This is a genomic window from Paenibacillus sp. 05T425, from assembly GCF_056396205.1.
In genome coordinates this window covers 224,002-239,726 of record NZ_JBFTLA010000001.1, presented here as the reverse complement: position 1 = coordinate 239,726, position 15,725 = coordinate 224,002, and the positions used below count along the sequence as shown (strand labels likewise).

Annotated in this window: 18 protein-coding genes; 16 read left to right on the top strand and 2 right to left on the bottom strand. The window is 47.4% G+C overall.

Annotation, left to right across the window (positions count from 1 at the left end; all coding sequences use genetic code 11):
* The first annotated feature begins 221 nt into the window (after positions 1-221).
* Entirely contained in the window at positions 222-1,094 is an 873-nt protein-coding gene (locus AC1DF0_RS00920; RefSeq protein WP_477572763.1) for a DUF421 domain-containing protein, read from the top strand.
* Between the two features lie 62 nt (positions 1,095-1,156).
* Here the strand turns inward: AC1DF0_RS00920 and AC1DF0_RS00915 are convergent, their stop codons facing one another.
* Entirely contained in the window at positions 1,157-1,492 is a 336-nt protein-coding gene (locus AC1DF0_RS00915) for a winged helix-turn-helix transcriptional regulator (RefSeq protein ID WP_337099971.1), read from the bottom strand.
* A 150-nt stretch (positions 1,493-1,642) separates the two neighbouring features.
* Here AC1DF0_RS00915 and AC1DF0_RS00910 point away from each other — a divergent pair, with 150 nt between their 5' ends.
* A complete protein-coding gene (locus AC1DF0_RS00910) occupies positions 1,643-2,620 on the top strand; it encodes an aldo/keto reductase family protein (protein ID WP_477572762.1) in 978 nt (325 codons plus the stop codon).
* 132 nt (positions 2,621-2,752) lie between these two features.
* Here the strand turns inward: AC1DF0_RS00910 and AC1DF0_RS00905 are convergent, their stop codons facing one another.
* Entirely contained in the window at positions 2,753-3,490 is a 738-nt protein-coding gene (locus tag AC1DF0_RS00905; protein WP_442050225.1) for a hypothetical protein, read from the bottom strand.
* 367 nt (positions 3,491-3,857) lie between these two features.
* Here AC1DF0_RS00905 and coxB point away from each other — a divergent pair, with 367 nt between their 5' ends.
* From coxB to AC1DF0_RS00835, 14 genes are all read left to right on the top strand, one after another.
* Complete coding sequence (gene coxB / locus AC1DF0_RS00900; protein ID WP_442050226.1) at positions 3,858-4,910, top strand: cytochrome c oxidase subunit II; 1,053 nt, start codon at positions 3,858-3,860, stop codon at positions 4,908-4,910.
* An 80-nt stretch (positions 4,911-4,990) separates the two neighbouring features.
* Complete coding sequence (gene ctaD, locus AC1DF0_RS00895; protein WP_442050246.1) at positions 4,991-6,838, top strand: cytochrome c oxidase subunit I; 1,848 nt, start codon at positions 4,991-4,993, stop codon at positions 6,836-6,838.
* Positions 6,835-7,452: a cytochrome (ubi)quinol oxidase subunit III gene (locus AC1DF0_RS00890; protein WP_442050227.1), complete on the top strand. Its 618-nt coding sequence runs from the start codon at positions 6,835-6,837 to the stop codon at positions 7,450-7,452. The genes ctaD and AC1DF0_RS00890 overlap by 4 nt, the downstream gene beginning before the upstream one ends.
* 3 nt (positions 7,453-7,455) lie before the next feature.
* Positions 7,456-7,773, top strand: a complete 318-nt coding sequence (locus AC1DF0_RS00885) for a cytochrome C oxidase subunit IV family protein (protein WP_442050228.1) — start codon at positions 7,456-7,458, stop codon at positions 7,771-7,773.
* 211 nt (positions 7,774-7,984) lie between these two features.
* A complete protein-coding gene (gene ctaG, locus AC1DF0_RS00880) occupies positions 7,985-8,884 on the top strand; it encodes a cytochrome c oxidase assembly factor CtaG (protein WP_442050229.1) in 900 nt (299 codons plus the stop codon).
* 59 nt (positions 8,885-8,943) lie between these two features.
* A complete protein-coding gene (locus AC1DF0_RS00875; RefSeq protein WP_337099964.1) occupies positions 8,944-9,405 on the top strand; it encodes a DUF420 domain-containing protein in 462 nt (153 codons plus the stop codon).
* Positions 9,406-9,575: 170 nt separating this feature from the next.
* Positions 9,576-10,304, top strand: coding sequence for a hypothetical protein (locus AC1DF0_RS00870; protein WP_442050230.1), 729 nt, complete (start codon positions 9,576-9,578; stop codon positions 10,302-10,304).
* 30 nt (positions 10,305-10,334) lie between these two features.
* A complete protein-coding gene (locus AC1DF0_RS00865; protein WP_442050231.1) occupies positions 10,335-10,721 on the top strand; it encodes a GntR family transcriptional regulator in 387 nt (128 codons plus the stop codon).
* 17 nt (positions 10,722-10,738) lie between these two features.
* Positions 10,739-11,653 carry an ABC transporter ATP-binding protein gene (locus tag AC1DF0_RS00860; RefSeq protein WP_442050232.1) on the top strand — a complete coding sequence of 305 codons (915 nt, stop codon included), beginning with the start codon at positions 10,739-10,741 and terminating at the stop codon, positions 11,651-11,653.
* Positions 11,654-11,670: 17 nt separating this feature from the next.
* A complete protein-coding gene (locus tag AC1DF0_RS00855) occupies positions 11,671-12,576 on the top strand; it encodes an ABC transporter ATP-binding protein (protein ID WP_442050233.1) in 906 nt (301 codons plus the stop codon).
* Positions 12,569-13,888, top strand: coding sequence for an ABC transporter permease (locus AC1DF0_RS00850; protein ID WP_442050234.1), 1,320 nt, complete (start codon positions 12,569-12,571; stop codon positions 13,886-13,888). The genes AC1DF0_RS00855 and AC1DF0_RS00850 overlap by 8 nt, the downstream gene beginning before the upstream one ends.
* 38 nt (positions 13,889-13,926) lie before the next feature.
* Positions 13,927-14,106: a glycine zipper domain-containing protein gene (locus AC1DF0_RS00845; RefSeq protein ID WP_442050235.1), complete on the top strand. Its 180-nt coding sequence runs from the start codon at positions 13,927-13,929 to the stop codon at positions 14,104-14,106.
* Positions 14,107-14,320: 214 nt separating this feature from the next.
* Positions 14,321-14,977, top strand: coding sequence for a DUF4085 domain-containing protein (locus AC1DF0_RS00840; RefSeq protein WP_442050236.1), 657 nt, complete (start codon positions 14,321-14,323; stop codon positions 14,975-14,977).
* Positions 14,978-15,086: 109 nt separating this feature from the next.
* Positions 15,087-15,653 (top strand): helix-turn-helix domain-containing protein, encoded by a 567-nt coding sequence (locus AC1DF0_RS00835; protein ID WP_442050237.1) that lies wholly within the window; start codon positions 15,087-15,089, stop codon positions 15,651-15,653.
* Positions 15,654-15,725 lie beyond the last annotated feature (72 nt).

The window sequence follows — 15,725 nt, the reverse complement described above, 5'->3', positions numbered from 1 at the left end:
GAAATTAGCACGAAAATTGGTTTGAGAATTAACAGCACAGAAATCAAAATCTGAGGAAAACGTTGAGTCCTACTAGGGGATATGCTGAGGGTTAAATATAACACATTCACTACAGTATACACGGTTAACTGGGCAAAAGCAATATATTTTTCAAAAATTGCAAATAAAGAATGACAATAGTCATTTTGGACACGATAGGAGGGAAGGGGGAAGCGATAAATATGCCTGATTGGTTGGAGATTGTGCTGCGTACACTCGTTTCCGTCGTTATTCTATTTACGATGACTAAGGTTTTGGGAAAGAGACAAATTTCCCAACTGTCGCTGTTCGAATACATAACGGGAATATCCATCGGTAACATCGCAGCTTACGTATCGCTTGATTTGGACAATCTGTGGTATTTGGGCATCGTATCGTTAGTTGTCTGGGTAAGCGTCTCTGTCGGAATGGAGTATATAACGATGAAGAGCCGCGTTATACGCGACTTCGTAGATGGCAAAGGCACTGTACTTATTAAGGATGGCCAGCTGGATAAGAAGCATTTGCAAAAAGAGCGGCTCACACTGGATGAACTGTTGGAGCAGCTGCGCAAGAAGGATGTGTATCGGGTAGCCGATGTAGAGTTCGCCGTTATGGAGTCAAGCGGTGAAATTAATGTGCTGCTTAAGAAGGAGCATCAACCGCTTACGGCGGACATGCTCGGCTGGAAGCTTAGTCAGGAGAAGGAAGCGAAGACGGTCATTATCGATGGACAGGTTCTGGCTGATATGGTTGACGAGAGCGGCTACAGCTTGGAATGGCTGCATCACGAGCTGAAGAAAAAGAAGCTGACGCCGGAAAGTATTTTTCTTGCCCAGATCGATAGCGATGGACAATTGAACATCCAGACTGGCGACGGAAGGTCGAACCGGGAAAATGCCGGCAAGAAGCCGAAGGATCGGATTGATGCCTTGTCCAAACAATTCGAATCAGAGCTTAAACGCCTTGGCGAGCTCGCGCGTAACGAGGGTGATCGCCGCGCCTATCAGTCGGCGCTTGATCGGTTCCAGGCGGGGTACAGCCCGTCCATGACTGAGCAGGACCCTAATCCATAGCAGAAAAATAAGCCTGACGATCCTACTATTATAGTAGAGAAGGATCGTCAGGCTGTAATCGTTTACTCAGTCCATCTGGCTGCCCAAAGCTTCATTTCTTTTAAAATATGCGTTAGATCCTCGCCCTTTGGCGTCAGCGTATATTCTACCGTTACAGGGACAGTCGGAAATACTTTGCGTTCAAGTACACCCTTTTCTTCCAAATGGCGCAGCGTAGTTGTTAACGCTCTCGGACTAACCGACGGGATAAGCCTCTGCAATTCACCGAATCGCCTCGTTCCGCAAAATAACTCCCTCAGTACGAGAAAGGCCCATTTGCCCCCGATTACATCCAATGTTTTCTCAATATTGCATTCGATCTGAACAGGCTCTTTAGGTACATAATTATGCGCGCTCACTAAGCCAGCTCCCTTCCTACCATCAGTTACTATTAGTATAGTATATATACTGTAGTTAATAAAATGAATAAACATTCACTACTTTATTAATCGCTAGAACTGCTATACACTACTAGTGAGACGAGGAAAGATTAGAAGGAGTGAATCCATTTGAATTACAGAAGAGTTGGCAAAAGCGGGCTTAAAGTGAGCGAAATCGGACTCGGCAGCTGGCTTACATACGGTACGGCAACAGCTGAGGAAACCGCGCAGGCTTGCATTCATAAAGCTTATGATCTGGGCATTAATTTATTCGATACGGCTAACGCCTACAATAACGGGGCTGCGGAAGAAGTGATGGGCAGTGCTTTGAAAGCGTATTCGCGCAGCAGCTATGTGCTTGCGACGAAGCTGTTCTTCCCGATGGGAGCAGGGCCGAATGATAGGGGCTTGTCACGAAAACATATTATGGAGCAATGCGATGCGAGCTTGAAGCGTCTGGGTACCGATTACATCGACCTGTACCAATGTCATCGCTTCGATAATGATACGCCGGTGGAAGAAACGCTACGTGCGCTTGACGATCTAATGGCTCAGGGCAAAATATTGTACGCAGGCGTTAGCGAGTGGACAGCGGGTCAGATTGCAGATGCAGCATCGATCGGCAAAAACTTGAATCTGCGTCCGCTGATCTCGAATCAGCCGATCTACAATATGTTCGAGCGCTATATCGAGAAGGAGAACGTCATTCAGCAATGCGAGTGGGAGGGAATGGGTCAGGTTGTATTCTCACCGCTTGCGCAAGGCGTTCTGACTGGTAAGTACAAGCCGGGACAAGCGATTCCGCAGGACAGCAGGGCGGCTAACGACAAGACGAACGGCGTCATTAACAGCTATTTGCGCGAGGATGTACTCGCTTGCGCGGCTAAGCTGGAGGAGCTGGCTGCAGAGCTTGACGCTACGTTATCGCAATTCGCGCTCGCTTGGGTGCTGCGCCAGTCGAATGTGAGCTCGGCCATTATCGGTTCGAGCCGTCCTTCTCAGATCGAAGAGAATATTAAAGCGATCGATCTGGACTTAACCGATGAGGTGCTTGCGCGTACGGAGGATATATTGTCGGAGATCAGCGGCTTCGCGCCAATGAGATAGGCAAGCTGAATACGAACAAGGCTCTCCAACAAGGCTGCAATAAGCCTGTCTGAGAGCCTTGTTTTATTTTTCGCTTCCATTTAATTGTGCGATTTTTTGTCTTATATATAGGAAGAGATTTTTTTCGAAAAGCTATTGTTCCCCCCTATTGCGTTGTTGACGATGCGGAATGACGATGGGATCGGAGATCGACCTCGGCATGATCGTACCGCCTGCGAAATGATATTTGACCAGGTTGTTGAACTCGTCGAGCGACGGCATAAGCGAGCGTCCGCCCCAGGCGATTTTCGCATATTCATTAAAGTGATTGATGAGCTCCATGTTGGCTGAGATATGGACTTCCTGCACAGCAGGGGCCATCTTCCGTATCTTCAGCGCGATCGTCTGCTTTAGCTCGTCGGACAAGTTATTGTAATCGTTGACGGTGAAATATGAGTTGTACGGACCTGCCAGCCTTCGGCTATTCGTGTAGTTGCTGCCTGTTGCATGATTGTAGACGCCTTCCGTCGTACCCGTATTGTCCTGCTCCACCGTGCCGCCGGAGCTGCGAGTGCCGACAGCCGACCAGTCGAGCATAATACCGACGTAGGCGTTCTTATCTGTAAGGAATACAAGACCCGAGGCTATGCCGTTAAGGCTGGATACTTGATTCGATATTTTGGAGCTGTATTCAAAAAAGGCATTGTCATGCTGATATGGATTGGTCGACATCGTGCCGAATGCTTTGTTCCCAATCATCTTCGGATCACCGGCTTCTCTGCTGCCGTAATCGGAATCGCTGTTCTGCGATAATTGCTCGTAGTTGCAGCCGGTTGCGACAGCCGACAGAACGGCAGCGGACAATAATAAAGCGGCAATTCGTTTCATCATAATAGGACGCCCCCCATTCATACGATATTGGCTTTAGCTTCTGCCGGGAGCCTTTAAATATACGTTTCGGCGCGCATACATAATTGACCATGGGTTTGGTGCACAATGTAGGGTAGGAAGACTGATCCGAGACAGCCTGTTGGCAACGTTCGCAAGAGCTCAAAAACGCCTATATATCGCGTTTTTGACAGCTTTGAGAACAATTTGTGAACTCTCTGTGGAACATTGACAAATAGGTGCTTCAACTTTATATTTAATAAAGTGATTTAAGTTGCAGGAGTTGTAATAACATCTGTGAGAACACGCAGTTAGCCGCTTGCCACGCGAAATTAGGTAGCTGCGAAAACGTCAAAAGTGGGGTTGATTAATGATGAAACGGTGGCAATTTGTAAAACGGCTTGCGCCGCTCATGGCCATGATGGTGCTAGTGTTAGCGGCATGCGGACGGGAAGATTTGTCGACGCTGAATCCCCAGGGACCTGTAGCGGAAGAGCAATTCGGACTGATGAAGCTGGCGATTTCAATCATGCTGATCGTGATTGTAATCGTATTTGCGATTTCTTTGTATGTAATTATTCGTTTCCGCAGACGTAAGGGAGACAACACGATTCCGAAGCAGGTTGAAGGAAACCATAAGCTGGAGATTATCTGGACAGTAATCCCGATCATCATGCTTATTATCCTAGGCGTTCCGACTGTACAATCGGTATTCAACTTGTCTAAGGACTACAGCAAAGACCCAGAGGCTGTTAAGGTAATCGTTACTTCGCACCAATACTGGTGGGAATTCGAATATCCGGAGCTGGGCATTAAGACAGCGCAAGAACTTATTATTCCGACAGGCAAGACGATCGCGATCGAAGCGAAATCGGCAGACGTGCTTCACTCGTTCTGGATTCCTTCGCTTGCAGGCAAGATCGATACGAACCCTGGCGCGAACGTGAACAAAATGTATTTCTCGGCGCCAAAAGAAGGCGTTTACCTCGGCAAGTGCGCCGAGCTGTGCGGACCTTCCCACGGCTTGATGGACTTCAAGGTTAAAGCGGTAGACGAGTCCTCGTTCGACCGTTGGACGGCTGCTATTCAAGAACCGGTAGCTTTGCCAAGCGATCCGGCTATTGCTGAAGCATTCCAAAGCAAGTGTCTTTCTTGCCACGCAGTGGGCGATCTAGGCGGACCGGCCTTCCCTAACTTAACGGGTATCGGCAGCCGCGAGAGCGTCGGAGGTATACTTGTTAATACCGATGATCCGCAATATAGCAATGAGGGTTCCGTATACGATAACCTGTATCGTTGGATCAAAGATCCGAATGCCGTGAAACCGGGCAACCAAATGTCGGGAGCATACGATCTAACGGATCAGGAGCTCGAAGGCATTGCAGATTACTTATCGAAACTAACTCTCGACTACGAACAATAAATCATCGGTGATTGAAGGAGGTACCTACTTTGGCTCATGCTCATGCTCATACGCATGCGGTCAAACGTCACAGCGGTTTAATGGACTGGCTGACAACGGTTGACCACAAAAAAATCGGAATTTTGTATTTGCTCGCGGGAGGATTTTTCTTCCTAGTCGGCGGCTTGGAAGCCTTATTGATTCGGATTCAACTATGGAAGCCGATGAATGACTTCGTAAGCGCTGATACGTTCAATGAATTGCTGACGATGCACGGAACGACGATGATCTTCCTTGCAGCGATGCCGATTCTGTTCGCGCTTATGAACGCGATCGTGCCTTTGCAGATCGGGGCGCGCGACGTTGCATTCCCTTTCTTGAACTCGCTTGGTTTCTGGACATTCTTGTTCGGCGGCGTTCTACTTAACGTAAGCTGGTTTACCGGCGGCGCGCCGGATGCAGGCTGGACAGCCTATGCACCGCTCGCCGGCACGACATACAATGGCGATCATGGCGTCGACTATTATGTTCTAGGCTTACAGGTTGCAGGTATTGGTACATTGATCGGGGGCATTAACTTCCTCGTTACGATTATCAACATGCGTGCGCCAGGCATGACATTCATGCGTATGCCGATGTTTACTTGGACGATCTTCATTACTTCCGCTCTAATCTTGTTCGCATTCCCAGCTCTTACGGTTGGCCTTGCGGCACTGATGTTTGATCGATTGTTCGACGCGAACTTCTTCGACCCATCGGGCGGCGGTAATGCCGTACTATGGGAGCATATTTTCTGGATATTCGGGCATCCTGAGGTTTATATCCTCATCCTGCCGGCCTTCGGCGTTATTTCCGAGGTAATAAGCACATTCTCGCGTAAGCGTTTGTTCGGTTACAGCTCGATGGTATTCGCTACAATCCTGATCGGTTTCTTAGGCTTCATGGTTTGGGCGCATCACATGTTCACGACAGGTCTTGGACCGGTTGCGAATGCGCTGTTCTCCATCGCAACGATGTTGATCGCGGTACCGACAGGTATCAAAATTTTCAACTGGCTGTTCACGATGTGGGGCGGTTCGATTATATTCAACACGGCTAACCTGTTCGCGGTAGGCTTCGTACCTACCTTCGTAATGGGCGGTGTTACCGGCGTCATGCTGGCTGCAGCACCTGCCGACTTCCAATATCATGACTCCTACTTCGTCGTAGCGCATTTCCACTACGTTATCGTCGGCGGTCTGATCTTGGGTATCTTCTCCGGTCTTCACTACTGGTGGCCGAAGATGTTCGGCCGCGCGCTGAACGAAACAATTGGTAAGTTGACGTTCTGGACGTTCTTTATCGGCTTCCACTTGACGTTCTTCGTACAGCATTTCCTTGGTCTTCTTGGTATGCCGCGTCGTATTTGGACGTACCTTGACGGTCTTGGCTTCAATGAAATGAACTTGATTAGTACGATCGGCGCGTTCCTGATGGCTCTAGGTACAATCTTCTTCCTCTTGAACATTGTTACGACAGCGTTCAAACCGAAGAACGCACCTGCTGACCCATGGGGTGACGGACGTACGCTCGAGTGGACGATTCCATCGCCAGCTCCAGAGTACAACTTCGCTCAAACGCCGCTTGTTCGCGGTTACGATGCTTACTGGAAAGAGAAGATGGATGGCCACAAAGGTATGACGCCTGCTGAGCCGCTTGGCCCGATTCACATGCCATCGCCATCGATTCTACCGTTCTTTATGGGACTTGGATTGTTTATTGCAGCACTAGGCTTCATGTATGCACCGGATTGGGGCAACCTGTTCGATGGATTCAAAGCAGGTTATGGCGTTGGTATTATCGGCCTTCTCATCTTGTTCGGATGCATGTTCTTGCGTTCGGTCATCGATGATCACGGCTTCCATATCGAAGAAGAAGAAATCCTCAAAGACAAGGGGGGGAAAGCATGAGCGCACACTCGCATGTAGAGGGGCAATTGCCTCATGAGCCCGAAAAGGCGACCCTCGAGGGACGCAATAAGGTATTAGGCTTCTGGTTATTCCTTGGCGGCGAAACAGTCTTGTTCGGAACGTTGTTCTCAGCGTTCCTCGCTCTTCGCCACCAAGTACTGAGCGGGCCTCCTGCAGAGGAGCTGTTCAAGCTCGGTCTCGTAGCAGCAGCTACGTTGATCTTGCTGACATCCAGCTTGACGAGCGTATTCGCCGTTCAAGCGCTGCATAACAACCAAGTGAAATCTTTGATGACGTGGTTAGCGATTACAGTTGTTCTAGGCGCAGGTTTCCTTGGCCTCGAGATTTACGAGTTCGTTCATTACGTTCATGAAGGTCACGGCTTTACAACGAGCGCATTCAGCTCCTCGTTCTATACGCTCGTCGGCTTCCACGGCGCGCACGTTGCATTCGGTATCATGTGGATTACCCTTCTAATCATTCAATTAGGGAAGAAGGGTCTGAACACAACGACGGCTCCTAAAGTGTATATTGCCAGCATGTACTGGCACTTTATCGACGTCGTATGGGTATTTATCTTCACCGTCGTGTACTTGATGGGAAAGGTGGGCTAATCGATGGCAAGCAATCATTCAGCCACAGAGGAAAGCACCAAACGTCATAAGGTCGAAGGACCGAAGAAACACGTCATCGCCTTTATTTTCTCCCTCGCGCTTACGCTTGTCGCATTCGCGGCAGTAATCGGCGGAGAAATCAACAAAGACTTCATCTACATCATCTTGATGGGAACGGCTTTCTTGCAAGTATTCGTACAGATGGCGTTCTGGATGCATATGAAGGATCGTGGACATACGTTCGCGCTTATCGGAATATTGGGCGGAATATTCATCGTCTTTACTTGCGTCATCATGGCGGAGTATTGGGCTTGGTGGTAAACCGCAGTTGAATTTCATCGGAGGAGGGTCCCAAGGCTTGGGTCCCTCCTCTTTTCTAGAAATATAGGAAAGCATAAGTTTTATTCTTATTCATACGCCTATACTTCTCCCCGAAACGAATGCTACACGCCGTCAGAGGTCGGCGTTAGCCGTTTACGCTTGACATGCAGCTAAAGCTCGAAATAGTAAGTGAAAGAAAGGAGTATCCACGATGCTAGGCTTAGAGTATTTCACATTCGAAGAGTTGTGGACCCCGTTTTTTTTGTTCGGAATGGCTGCGATTGTCATTCTCTATTTCTATCTAATCGGCCCTTGGCGGCTTAAGCATATGCCCGGCGAACCACCGGCAACGGCATTGCAGAAGACGATGTTCGTTACGTCTGCTGTGCTTCTCTACTTGTCACACGGCGGCCCGCTTAGTCTCCTAGGCCATATGATGTTCACGTTCCATATGGTCAATATGTCTATATCCTACTTGATCGTTCCTCCGATGTTCCTGCTGGCTATACCGGCCTTCCTATGGCGTAGAGCGTTCGCTGCTGCCTTCTGGAGCAAGTTCAGCAAGCTGATGCATCCTATTATTACGCTAGTTTTGTTCAATATGTTGTTCTCTATCTATCATGTACCGATGATTCATGACTATGTCATGACGCATTTCACCATTCATCGCCTTTATTATTTGATTCTGTTCATTACTTCATGCATGATGTGGTGGCAGATTACAAGTCCGGTATCGGAATGGAGCCGTCTGACGGATCTGAAAAAGATGGCTTACGTGTTCGCTAACGGCGTATTGCTTACGCCTGCGTGCGCTCTTATTATTTTTGCCAAAAACTCTATGTATGCAATCTACAGCGATCCGAGCGTATGGGTAACGGCTATGGGCTATTGCGTATCCGGCGACCCTAGCAGACTTCTTGATCTGGGCGGCATAGGCGGGGGACCGACGTTCTTCAACCTGATGGACGTTGTTGAGGATCAACAGCTTGGCGGTATCGTTATGAAGCTTGTTCAGGAGCTAATGTACGGTATAATCCTTGCGTATATTTTCAAGCAGTGGTTCAAGAAAGAGCATACCGAGGATGAGATGCCTAATCCAGGCACCGCTTAATGAATAGATAAGGCATGTGCTGAACCAATATTATTATGATTACAATAGGTGGGGTATTAATGGATAAGTTTACGATTGTGCCTTCAATTAGCACTTTCTTTATCGTTCTGAGCGGCATACTTGTCGCGATTGGATGGCGTCTGGCGATTAAGCGCAAGCTGGAGCAGCATCAGAAGGTTATGTTCGCTGCGGCTGTCTCGGCGCTGCTGTTCTTCATTATTTATGTATCGCGTTCGGTGTTCCAGGGGAATACGGAGTGGGGCGGACCGGATGAATTGAAGCCTTATTATCTCGTCTTCTTGCTGTTCCATATCGTGACGGCGACTGTCGGCGGGGTATTCGGCATCACGACACTGACGCTGGGCTACCGCAAGAAGTTCGCGAAGCATCGTAAGTGGGGCAGAGTAACTTCGGTGGTATGGTTCGTAACCTCGATTACGGGCACGGCGGTATATGTATTGCTGTACCTTATGTATCCGGGCGGCCATACGAAGCCGGTTTTTGACGCTATTTTCGGCTAATATAGGTGTAAGTGAATCAGGCATGTCAGGCGGATAATCCGTCTGATGTGCCTTTTTTTATGCTGAAAAAAATAAAAAGGAAGTCATTGACAACTGTGTATATCGTGAGTATACTGTGTATAAAGATATATACAGTATACTTACTGAACACATCGAGGGGAGCCAATAAGGTGAGCAAATGGAAAGGCGCATGGTTTCTTGCCAAGCAAGAGTTAGTGAGGGATCGATGGAGAAGCATTATAATGGTGGCGTTGATCGGATACATCCTTTTGTTCACCCTTCCGGTATTCATTGATTCACTGACTGAGAGTGAAGAGGACTCTATGTCATGGCTCACAGACTTCATTTACTTATCTTTGCTGCCTTGTCTGGGCTTCGTCCTTAATAACACGATGATGAATTATTTCAAGAAGGATACCTACTCGAAAAAGCTCGCATACTTGCGAACATTGCCTATCACGCCGCAGCAGATTGCATTAGGCCGACTTATTCAACTAACAATTGTTTTATTCGCAGCACAGCTCATATATTTCGTAGCGCAATATGTCATCATTCATTTCGCTTCTTCCGTAGTTATCGATTTTGGCGACTTCGCTTTGTATGCATTGTTCTGGTTCGGATATTCGCTTACGATTGCAACCTCTTATGTGTACTGGGAGATGGGGTACAGCGGTAAAATCTATATGGTTGTTTGTACCTTGGTAGCGATTCTCTTCCTAGGTATTGCGATTACGATAACTTGGCTAGGTCAAGGCAATATCGTCATTGGCATATTGGAAGCGATCGAAGAGGGAAAATGGTGGATTGCGCTTATTACCCCAGCAATCTCTGCAATAACGATTCCTCTCGGTTACCGTGTGCTTTCGAATCGAATTGCCAAGCGCAACTATATCGTCTAGATGAATTGAAACTAAGAAGAAGGTGAAGCCATGCGGTTGCCCATACAAATTAACGAGCAAAGCGCCGAGCCGCTCTATCATCAAATAGAAGTACAACTGCGGGCTTTGATCGTAAGCGGACAATTGCAAGAGGGCACGCTGCTGCCATCGATTCGAGAATTGGCACAAACGGTGAAGTGCAGCGTAATAACGGTTAAGCGAGTATACAGTGACTTGGAGACAGAAGGTTTGCTGCGAACGAGGCAAGGAACTGGCACTTATGTAGCCCTTGTTGGCGAGCAGGAGCGCGATCGACACCGGTTATCGGCCGTGACCGAGGCGATGGAGCAAGCGATTATCGCCGGCAAACGAGTTCAATGTACGGTTGAGGAGCTTCAGTCGTTGTTCAAGGAAGCGATGAATAAGCATTTTGATTAGGGCAGGAGGCTATTGCGATGACAGAAGAGTTAGCGGTTAAGATGAAGGGCGTCGTACAGAAACGCTCGAACTTTCATCTAGGACCGATGGATCTTATGATTCCAAAAGGCTATATTACCGCGATTGTCGGACCGAACGGCAGCGGCAAGAGCTCGACCTTCAGACTGCTGCTCGACTTGGTCAAGCCGGACGAAGGCAGCATTGAGCTTCTGGGACAGCAGGTAGGCAATGGCGTGGATATCGAGCTGAACAAGAGGATCGGTTACTTGCCGGAAGAGTCTTGGACGCATGAAGAGAAGATGAAAGCAACCGAGAAGGCGGAATTTCAGCGGTTCTGGTACGACAATTGGGATGTGAACCGTTATCAGGAGCTGCTGAGAGTTCTAGAGGTTGATCCGAATCAAATGCTTGGCAAAATGTCCAAAGGCAGCCGGCGCAAGTTCGAATTCGCTTTGGCCCTTGCACATGGACCGGAGCTTCTGCTCCTCGACGAGCCATCCTCCGGACTTGATCCGCTCGCTTGGAAGACGATGATCGATGTGCTGCACCGGTATATGGATCGCGGCGATCGGACGATACTGATGACTTCGCATATCGTCGAAGAAGTGAAGCGCCTTGCCGATTACATTGTCATCATGTCGCAAGGACATGTGCTCGGCATGTATGAAAAGGATGAGCTGTTCAGCAGCTGGTTCATCTACTTCCTTAGCGGAGATGAGCTAACGGCTGAAGTGGCAGCGAAGATGCCGGGGCAATGCGGTGTCGAGCATGCAGGGGGAACAACCTACCGCATTACGACGAATCAAGCCGGGCAAGCCGAGCAATGGTGTTCCGAGCAAGGACTTACGTTAGTTAGCAGGCAAGCGATGGAGCTGGATGAAATTATGGCCGCTCTATTAATGAAAGATAGATTGAACGCGAGATCCAACTAAATGAGGGGAGCAATAACATGAATCCATTAAAGGTTGAGCAGATCGTCAAGCAGTATGGGGAGAAAACAGCTGTAAACGGCATTAGCTTTGAGGTAAGCGAAGGGGAAATTTACGGGTTGTTAGGCGCCAACGGTGCGGGCAAGACAACGACAATGCGAATGGTATTAGGACTTATTTATCCCGATGAGGGCAATATCTATTATCATGGCAAGCCATATAGCAACGAGCAATTAAAAGGACTTGGATATCTGCCTGAAGAGAGAGGTCTTTATCCAAAGGTTCGCGTAAGCGACCAAATCATATACTTAGCACAATTGCGCGGCATGTCGAAGAAGGATGCAGATGCGAACCTGAAGCGCTGGCTCGATCGGTTCGAAGTGCCGGAGTACTACAACAAGAAGGTTGAAGAGCTGTCTAAGGGCAATCAGCAGAAGATTCAATTCATCGCATCCGTTATCCATAATCCGAAGATCATCATTCTCGACGAAGCTTTCAGCGGACTCGATCCGGTTAACGTGGAGCTTCTGAAGTCGACGGTTAAGGAGCTGCGGGATTCCGGCACAAGCATTCTGTTCTCGACTCACCGTATGGAGCATGTCGAGGAGTTATGCCGCAACATTACGATTCTTCACCGTTCGAACGCCGTTCTGAAGGGCAGCTTGAAGGAAATTAAGAAGCAATTCCCGAAAGAACGCGTCATCCTGAGCACGGAGAGCGAAGTGACGGGACTGGAACAAATTCCAGGTGTAACCGGCGTTACGCGTCATGAGTATGGCTATGAGATTGGTATAACGAATGAAGCGACAGGCGGACTTATTTTGCACCATGCGATCGGTCAAACGACGATTACGCGTTTCGAGATCAAAGAACCGACGTTAAACGAGATTTTCATCAAAACAGTAGGCGGTGACGGCCATGAATAACTTCTGGACAGTAGTTGGCTTTACGATTAAAAACAAATTCAGAGGCAAGGCATTCCTGATCACAACTTTGATTATTGCTGTAATTATATCCATAGTTGTTAATCTTCCGTATATATTCTCGTTATTCGGAGGCGGTAACAAAGTAACGAACATCGGTTATATTCAGTCGTCACAGTCGGAGCTTGCGGCAGGTTCTACTATAGGCGATCAATTGAAGGCTTATTATGAGGCTCAAGAAGACGCGTCAATTAAGTTGATTCCTTTCCAGGACAAAGGAGACGCTGCTGCCAACGAAGCCGAGCTTAAGAAAGCTATCACGGATAAAGACATTAAAGGTTACTTGGAATTCGGTGAAGTTACAGCAGAGAGCGGCTTGCCAAGCATGACCTACAAGTCGGAGAAGCTGATGGAGATGGAGCTTACAAGCTCGCTTCAAAGCACCTTGCAAGCGATTCGTATGGAAGCGGCGCTGCAAAGCGCAGGCCTGACCGACGAGCAGAAAACGCAATTGTTCACGCCGGTAGCTATTGAAACGGTTCAAATCTCTGCAACAGAGGGTGCAGGCAGTATTGGAGAAGGCAAGACACCTGCCGAGCAAGGCATGAATATGGGCTTCGTCTATGTGCTTGTTATCTTGCTCTTCATGACGATTATGATTACAGGTCAATTGATTGCTTCGGAGATAACAGCTGAGAAAAGCTCGCGCGTCATGGAGCTGCTCATTACGAGCGTCGCACCGCTGAAGCAAATGTTCGGTAAAATTCTAGGTATGTTCATTGTAGGGTTGATTCAAGTTTTTGCTTACGTAGCGGTCATCCTTATTAACGTAAGCCTTCCGCATAACAGCAAGACGCTGAAGGATCTGGACATCGACTTCAGCCTGATCGATCCATCGCTCATTGTTTATGCACTGATCTTCTACGTGACCGGATACTTCCTGTTCGCAACGCTGTTCGCGGCGGTCGGCTCGATTGTAAGCCGGACGGAGGATCTTGGCCAGGCGGTGCTGCCGATCACGATGATCTCCCTTGCGGGCTTCTATATCACGATCTTCAGCATCAGCAGCCCGGGCAGCATGCTCGTGAAAGTCACATCGTACATTCCGTTCTTCTCGCCATACGTCATGATGCTTCGCCTTGGCTTGACTGAACCGCCAATGTGGCAAGTGCTCACATCCATCGGCATCCTGCTCGTATCGATCTACGTATCGGTATGGATCTCGGCTAAGATCTACCGTACGGGCGTACTCATGTACGGCAAGCGTCCGAGTTGGAAAGAGATTCGCAAGGCTATGAAGGCTTATAAGATTTAATGGGTGTCGCTTCTTTAAAATAGGAGGAGGCTGAAGTCATGAGTGAAGAGAACAAGAACAATGGCAGTAAGAAGCTCGCTTCGGGAATGGGAATAGGGATAGCGATCGGTATCGCCATTGGCGTGGCGATGGATAATATTGCGATTGGCATTGCCATTGGCGTCGCATTGGGAGCAGCATTCGGTGCTTCGGCCTCCAAACCTCCGAAAAATAAGTGAATGACCAACGTCGCCGACTTCGTCTAAGGTGTTGTGCCTGGCGTTGGCGCGGTTCTTGTCTGCTATGCTTTATACCGTTTTGGACTAGAGCGCAAGCGGGCTAGCGAAAAAACGATAGCGTATTAGTGAAGACGGTCAATCCTGGGGGATTGTCCGTCTTTATTTGTGTTAGAAAGCCGTATGTTTAATAAGTAAACTTTACTAGGAGGAACGAATGAAATATTTCACTAAAGAGTGGTATGAAGAATCGCAAATAAGAAGTTTTTTGATTTTTCGTGAAACGGAGAAGGATTGGGATGACGACATTGCGTGGTATGAATCTGAAGGATTGAACTTCAAAGAAATATGTAAGAACAACTTGGAATATAGCAGAGCAGATTTACTCAAATATCTTCCTGCGTTCTTTCATCCTTATATCCAAGACGGAACGTTAAATTCACAATTTCCTTCCCAAGAACTTAGAAAAATGGCTGACCAATGGCTATTGGAGTATGATGAGAGAGCAAAAACAAAAGGAATTACATATCGGAACTACTATAACTCCATAAAAAAGTCACTCCCCGAAAATGTTGTTCAGTTGTATGAAAAGTCTTTACACGATGCACGAGTAACTTCGATTGAGAAACCTTTGAAGGACAAGTTTATCATGACATTGGATTGTACGGGCGGATATCATTATTTAACGGATATTAGGCTAACCTTTACAGGCGTGCAGCAGGTTCAACCTACTAACTTAAGTGTTGGGAGTGGCTGGCTTTACGATGAAGTTTATCTCACAGAAACAGGTTTTGAACTACATGTGTTAGTAGATGGTCCTTTAATGGAGTTCACAATCACAGCTGAAAACGTTACGATCGAGATCATTTCATAATTCAGTGTTAAGTAGGAGTGTAGTCCACCATCCAATACTAATTGTATGGAAAAGAGTCTAGATAAACAGTATACTAGCTATAATTGTTAGTTGTTGAGGTGAATATCAAATGGACGAAATCGATGAATCAAAACAACTTGTATTACAAATCGGCGGTGCCTTGAAAAAGTACAGAAAAGAAAAAAACATGAACTTAGACGACTTAGCGGAATTAACGGGAGTAAGCAAGCTTACTCTGGGGAATATCGAACGTGGCGAGACAAATCCAACTTTGGCGATTATATGGAAAATTTCAAAAGGCATATCTTTACCGCTATTGGCTTTGTTCAAATCAGAAGATCCTGTTAGTTTGTATCGAGCAGGCGAAGGGCTGCGGTTTTCTAACGATCAAAAAAATTGGATCATTGAACCAGTTTTTAAAAACGCAAGCAGCGATATTGAAATGTGTCGGGCTTACTTAGAGCCGAATAGCTCGTATCACCCTGAAGGTCATCATGTGAATACAACTGAAATTGCGACAGTAATGACTGGTTCCATTGAAATTCAAGTCAATGGAGAGATTTACACATTGAATCAATATGATACGATCAGTTTTCGTGCGGATTGTCCTCACTCTTATACCAATCATACGAATAGTGAAACAGTGCTCCATATAGCCTTAAAGTATGGTTTCTAAAAATCGAAAATTTCACTTATTAAATACAACTCCGAATTCCATGACGGGAATTCAGAGTTGTATTTTTATTTT

Coding starts and splice junctions, on each gene's coding strand:
- AC1DF0_RS00920 (WP_477572763.1), top strand. CDS start 222: ATGCCTGATTGGTTGGAGATTGTGCTGCGTACACTCGTTTCCGTCGTT.
- AC1DF0_RS00905 (WP_442050225.1), bottom strand. CDS start 3,490: ATGATGAAACGAATTGCCGCTTTATTATTGTCCGCTGCCGTTCTGTCG.
- coxB (WP_442050226.1), top strand. CDS start 3,858: ATGATGAAACGGTGGCAATTTGTAAAACGGCTTGCGCCGCTCATGGCC.
- ctaD (WP_442050246.1), top strand. CDS start 4,991: ATGGACTGGCTGACAACGGTTGACCACAAAAAAATCGGAATTTTGTAT.
- AC1DF0_RS00890 (WP_442050227.1), top strand. CDS start 6,835: ATGAGCGCACACTCGCATGTAGAGGGGCAATTGCCTCATGAGCCCGAA.
- AC1DF0_RS00885 (WP_442050228.1), top strand. CDS start 7,456: ATGGCAAGCAATCATTCAGCCACAGAGGAAAGCACCAAACGTCATAAG.
- ctaG (WP_442050229.1), top strand. CDS start 7,985: ATGCTAGGCTTAGAGTATTTCACATTCGAAGAGTTGTGGACCCCGTTT.
- AC1DF0_RS00875 (WP_337099964.1), top strand. CDS start 8,944: ATGGATAAGTTTACGATTGTGCCTTCAATTAGCACTTTCTTTATCGTT.
- AC1DF0_RS00865 (WP_442050231.1), top strand. CDS start 10,335: ATGCGGTTGCCCATACAAATTAACGAGCAAAGCGCCGAGCCGCTCTAT.
- AC1DF0_RS00860 (WP_442050232.1), top strand. CDS start 10,739: ATGACAGAAGAGTTAGCGGTTAAGATGAAGGGCGTCGTACAGAAACGC.
- AC1DF0_RS00855 (WP_442050233.1), top strand. CDS start 11,671: ATGAATCCATTAAAGGTTGAGCAGATCGTCAAGCAGTATGGGGAGAAA.
- AC1DF0_RS00850 (WP_442050234.1), top strand. CDS start 12,569: ATGAATAACTTCTGGACAGTAGTTGGCTTTACGATTAAAAACAAATTC.
- AC1DF0_RS00845 (WP_442050235.1), top strand. CDS start 13,927: ATGAGTGAAGAGAACAAGAACAATGGCAGTAAGAAGCTCGCTTCGGGA.
- AC1DF0_RS00840 (WP_442050236.1), top strand. CDS start 14,321: ATGAAATATTTCACTAAAGAGTGGTATGAAGAATCGCAAATAAGAAGT.
- AC1DF0_RS00835 (WP_442050237.1), top strand. CDS start 15,087: ATGGACGAAATCGATGAATCAAAACAACTTGTATTACAAATCGGCGGT.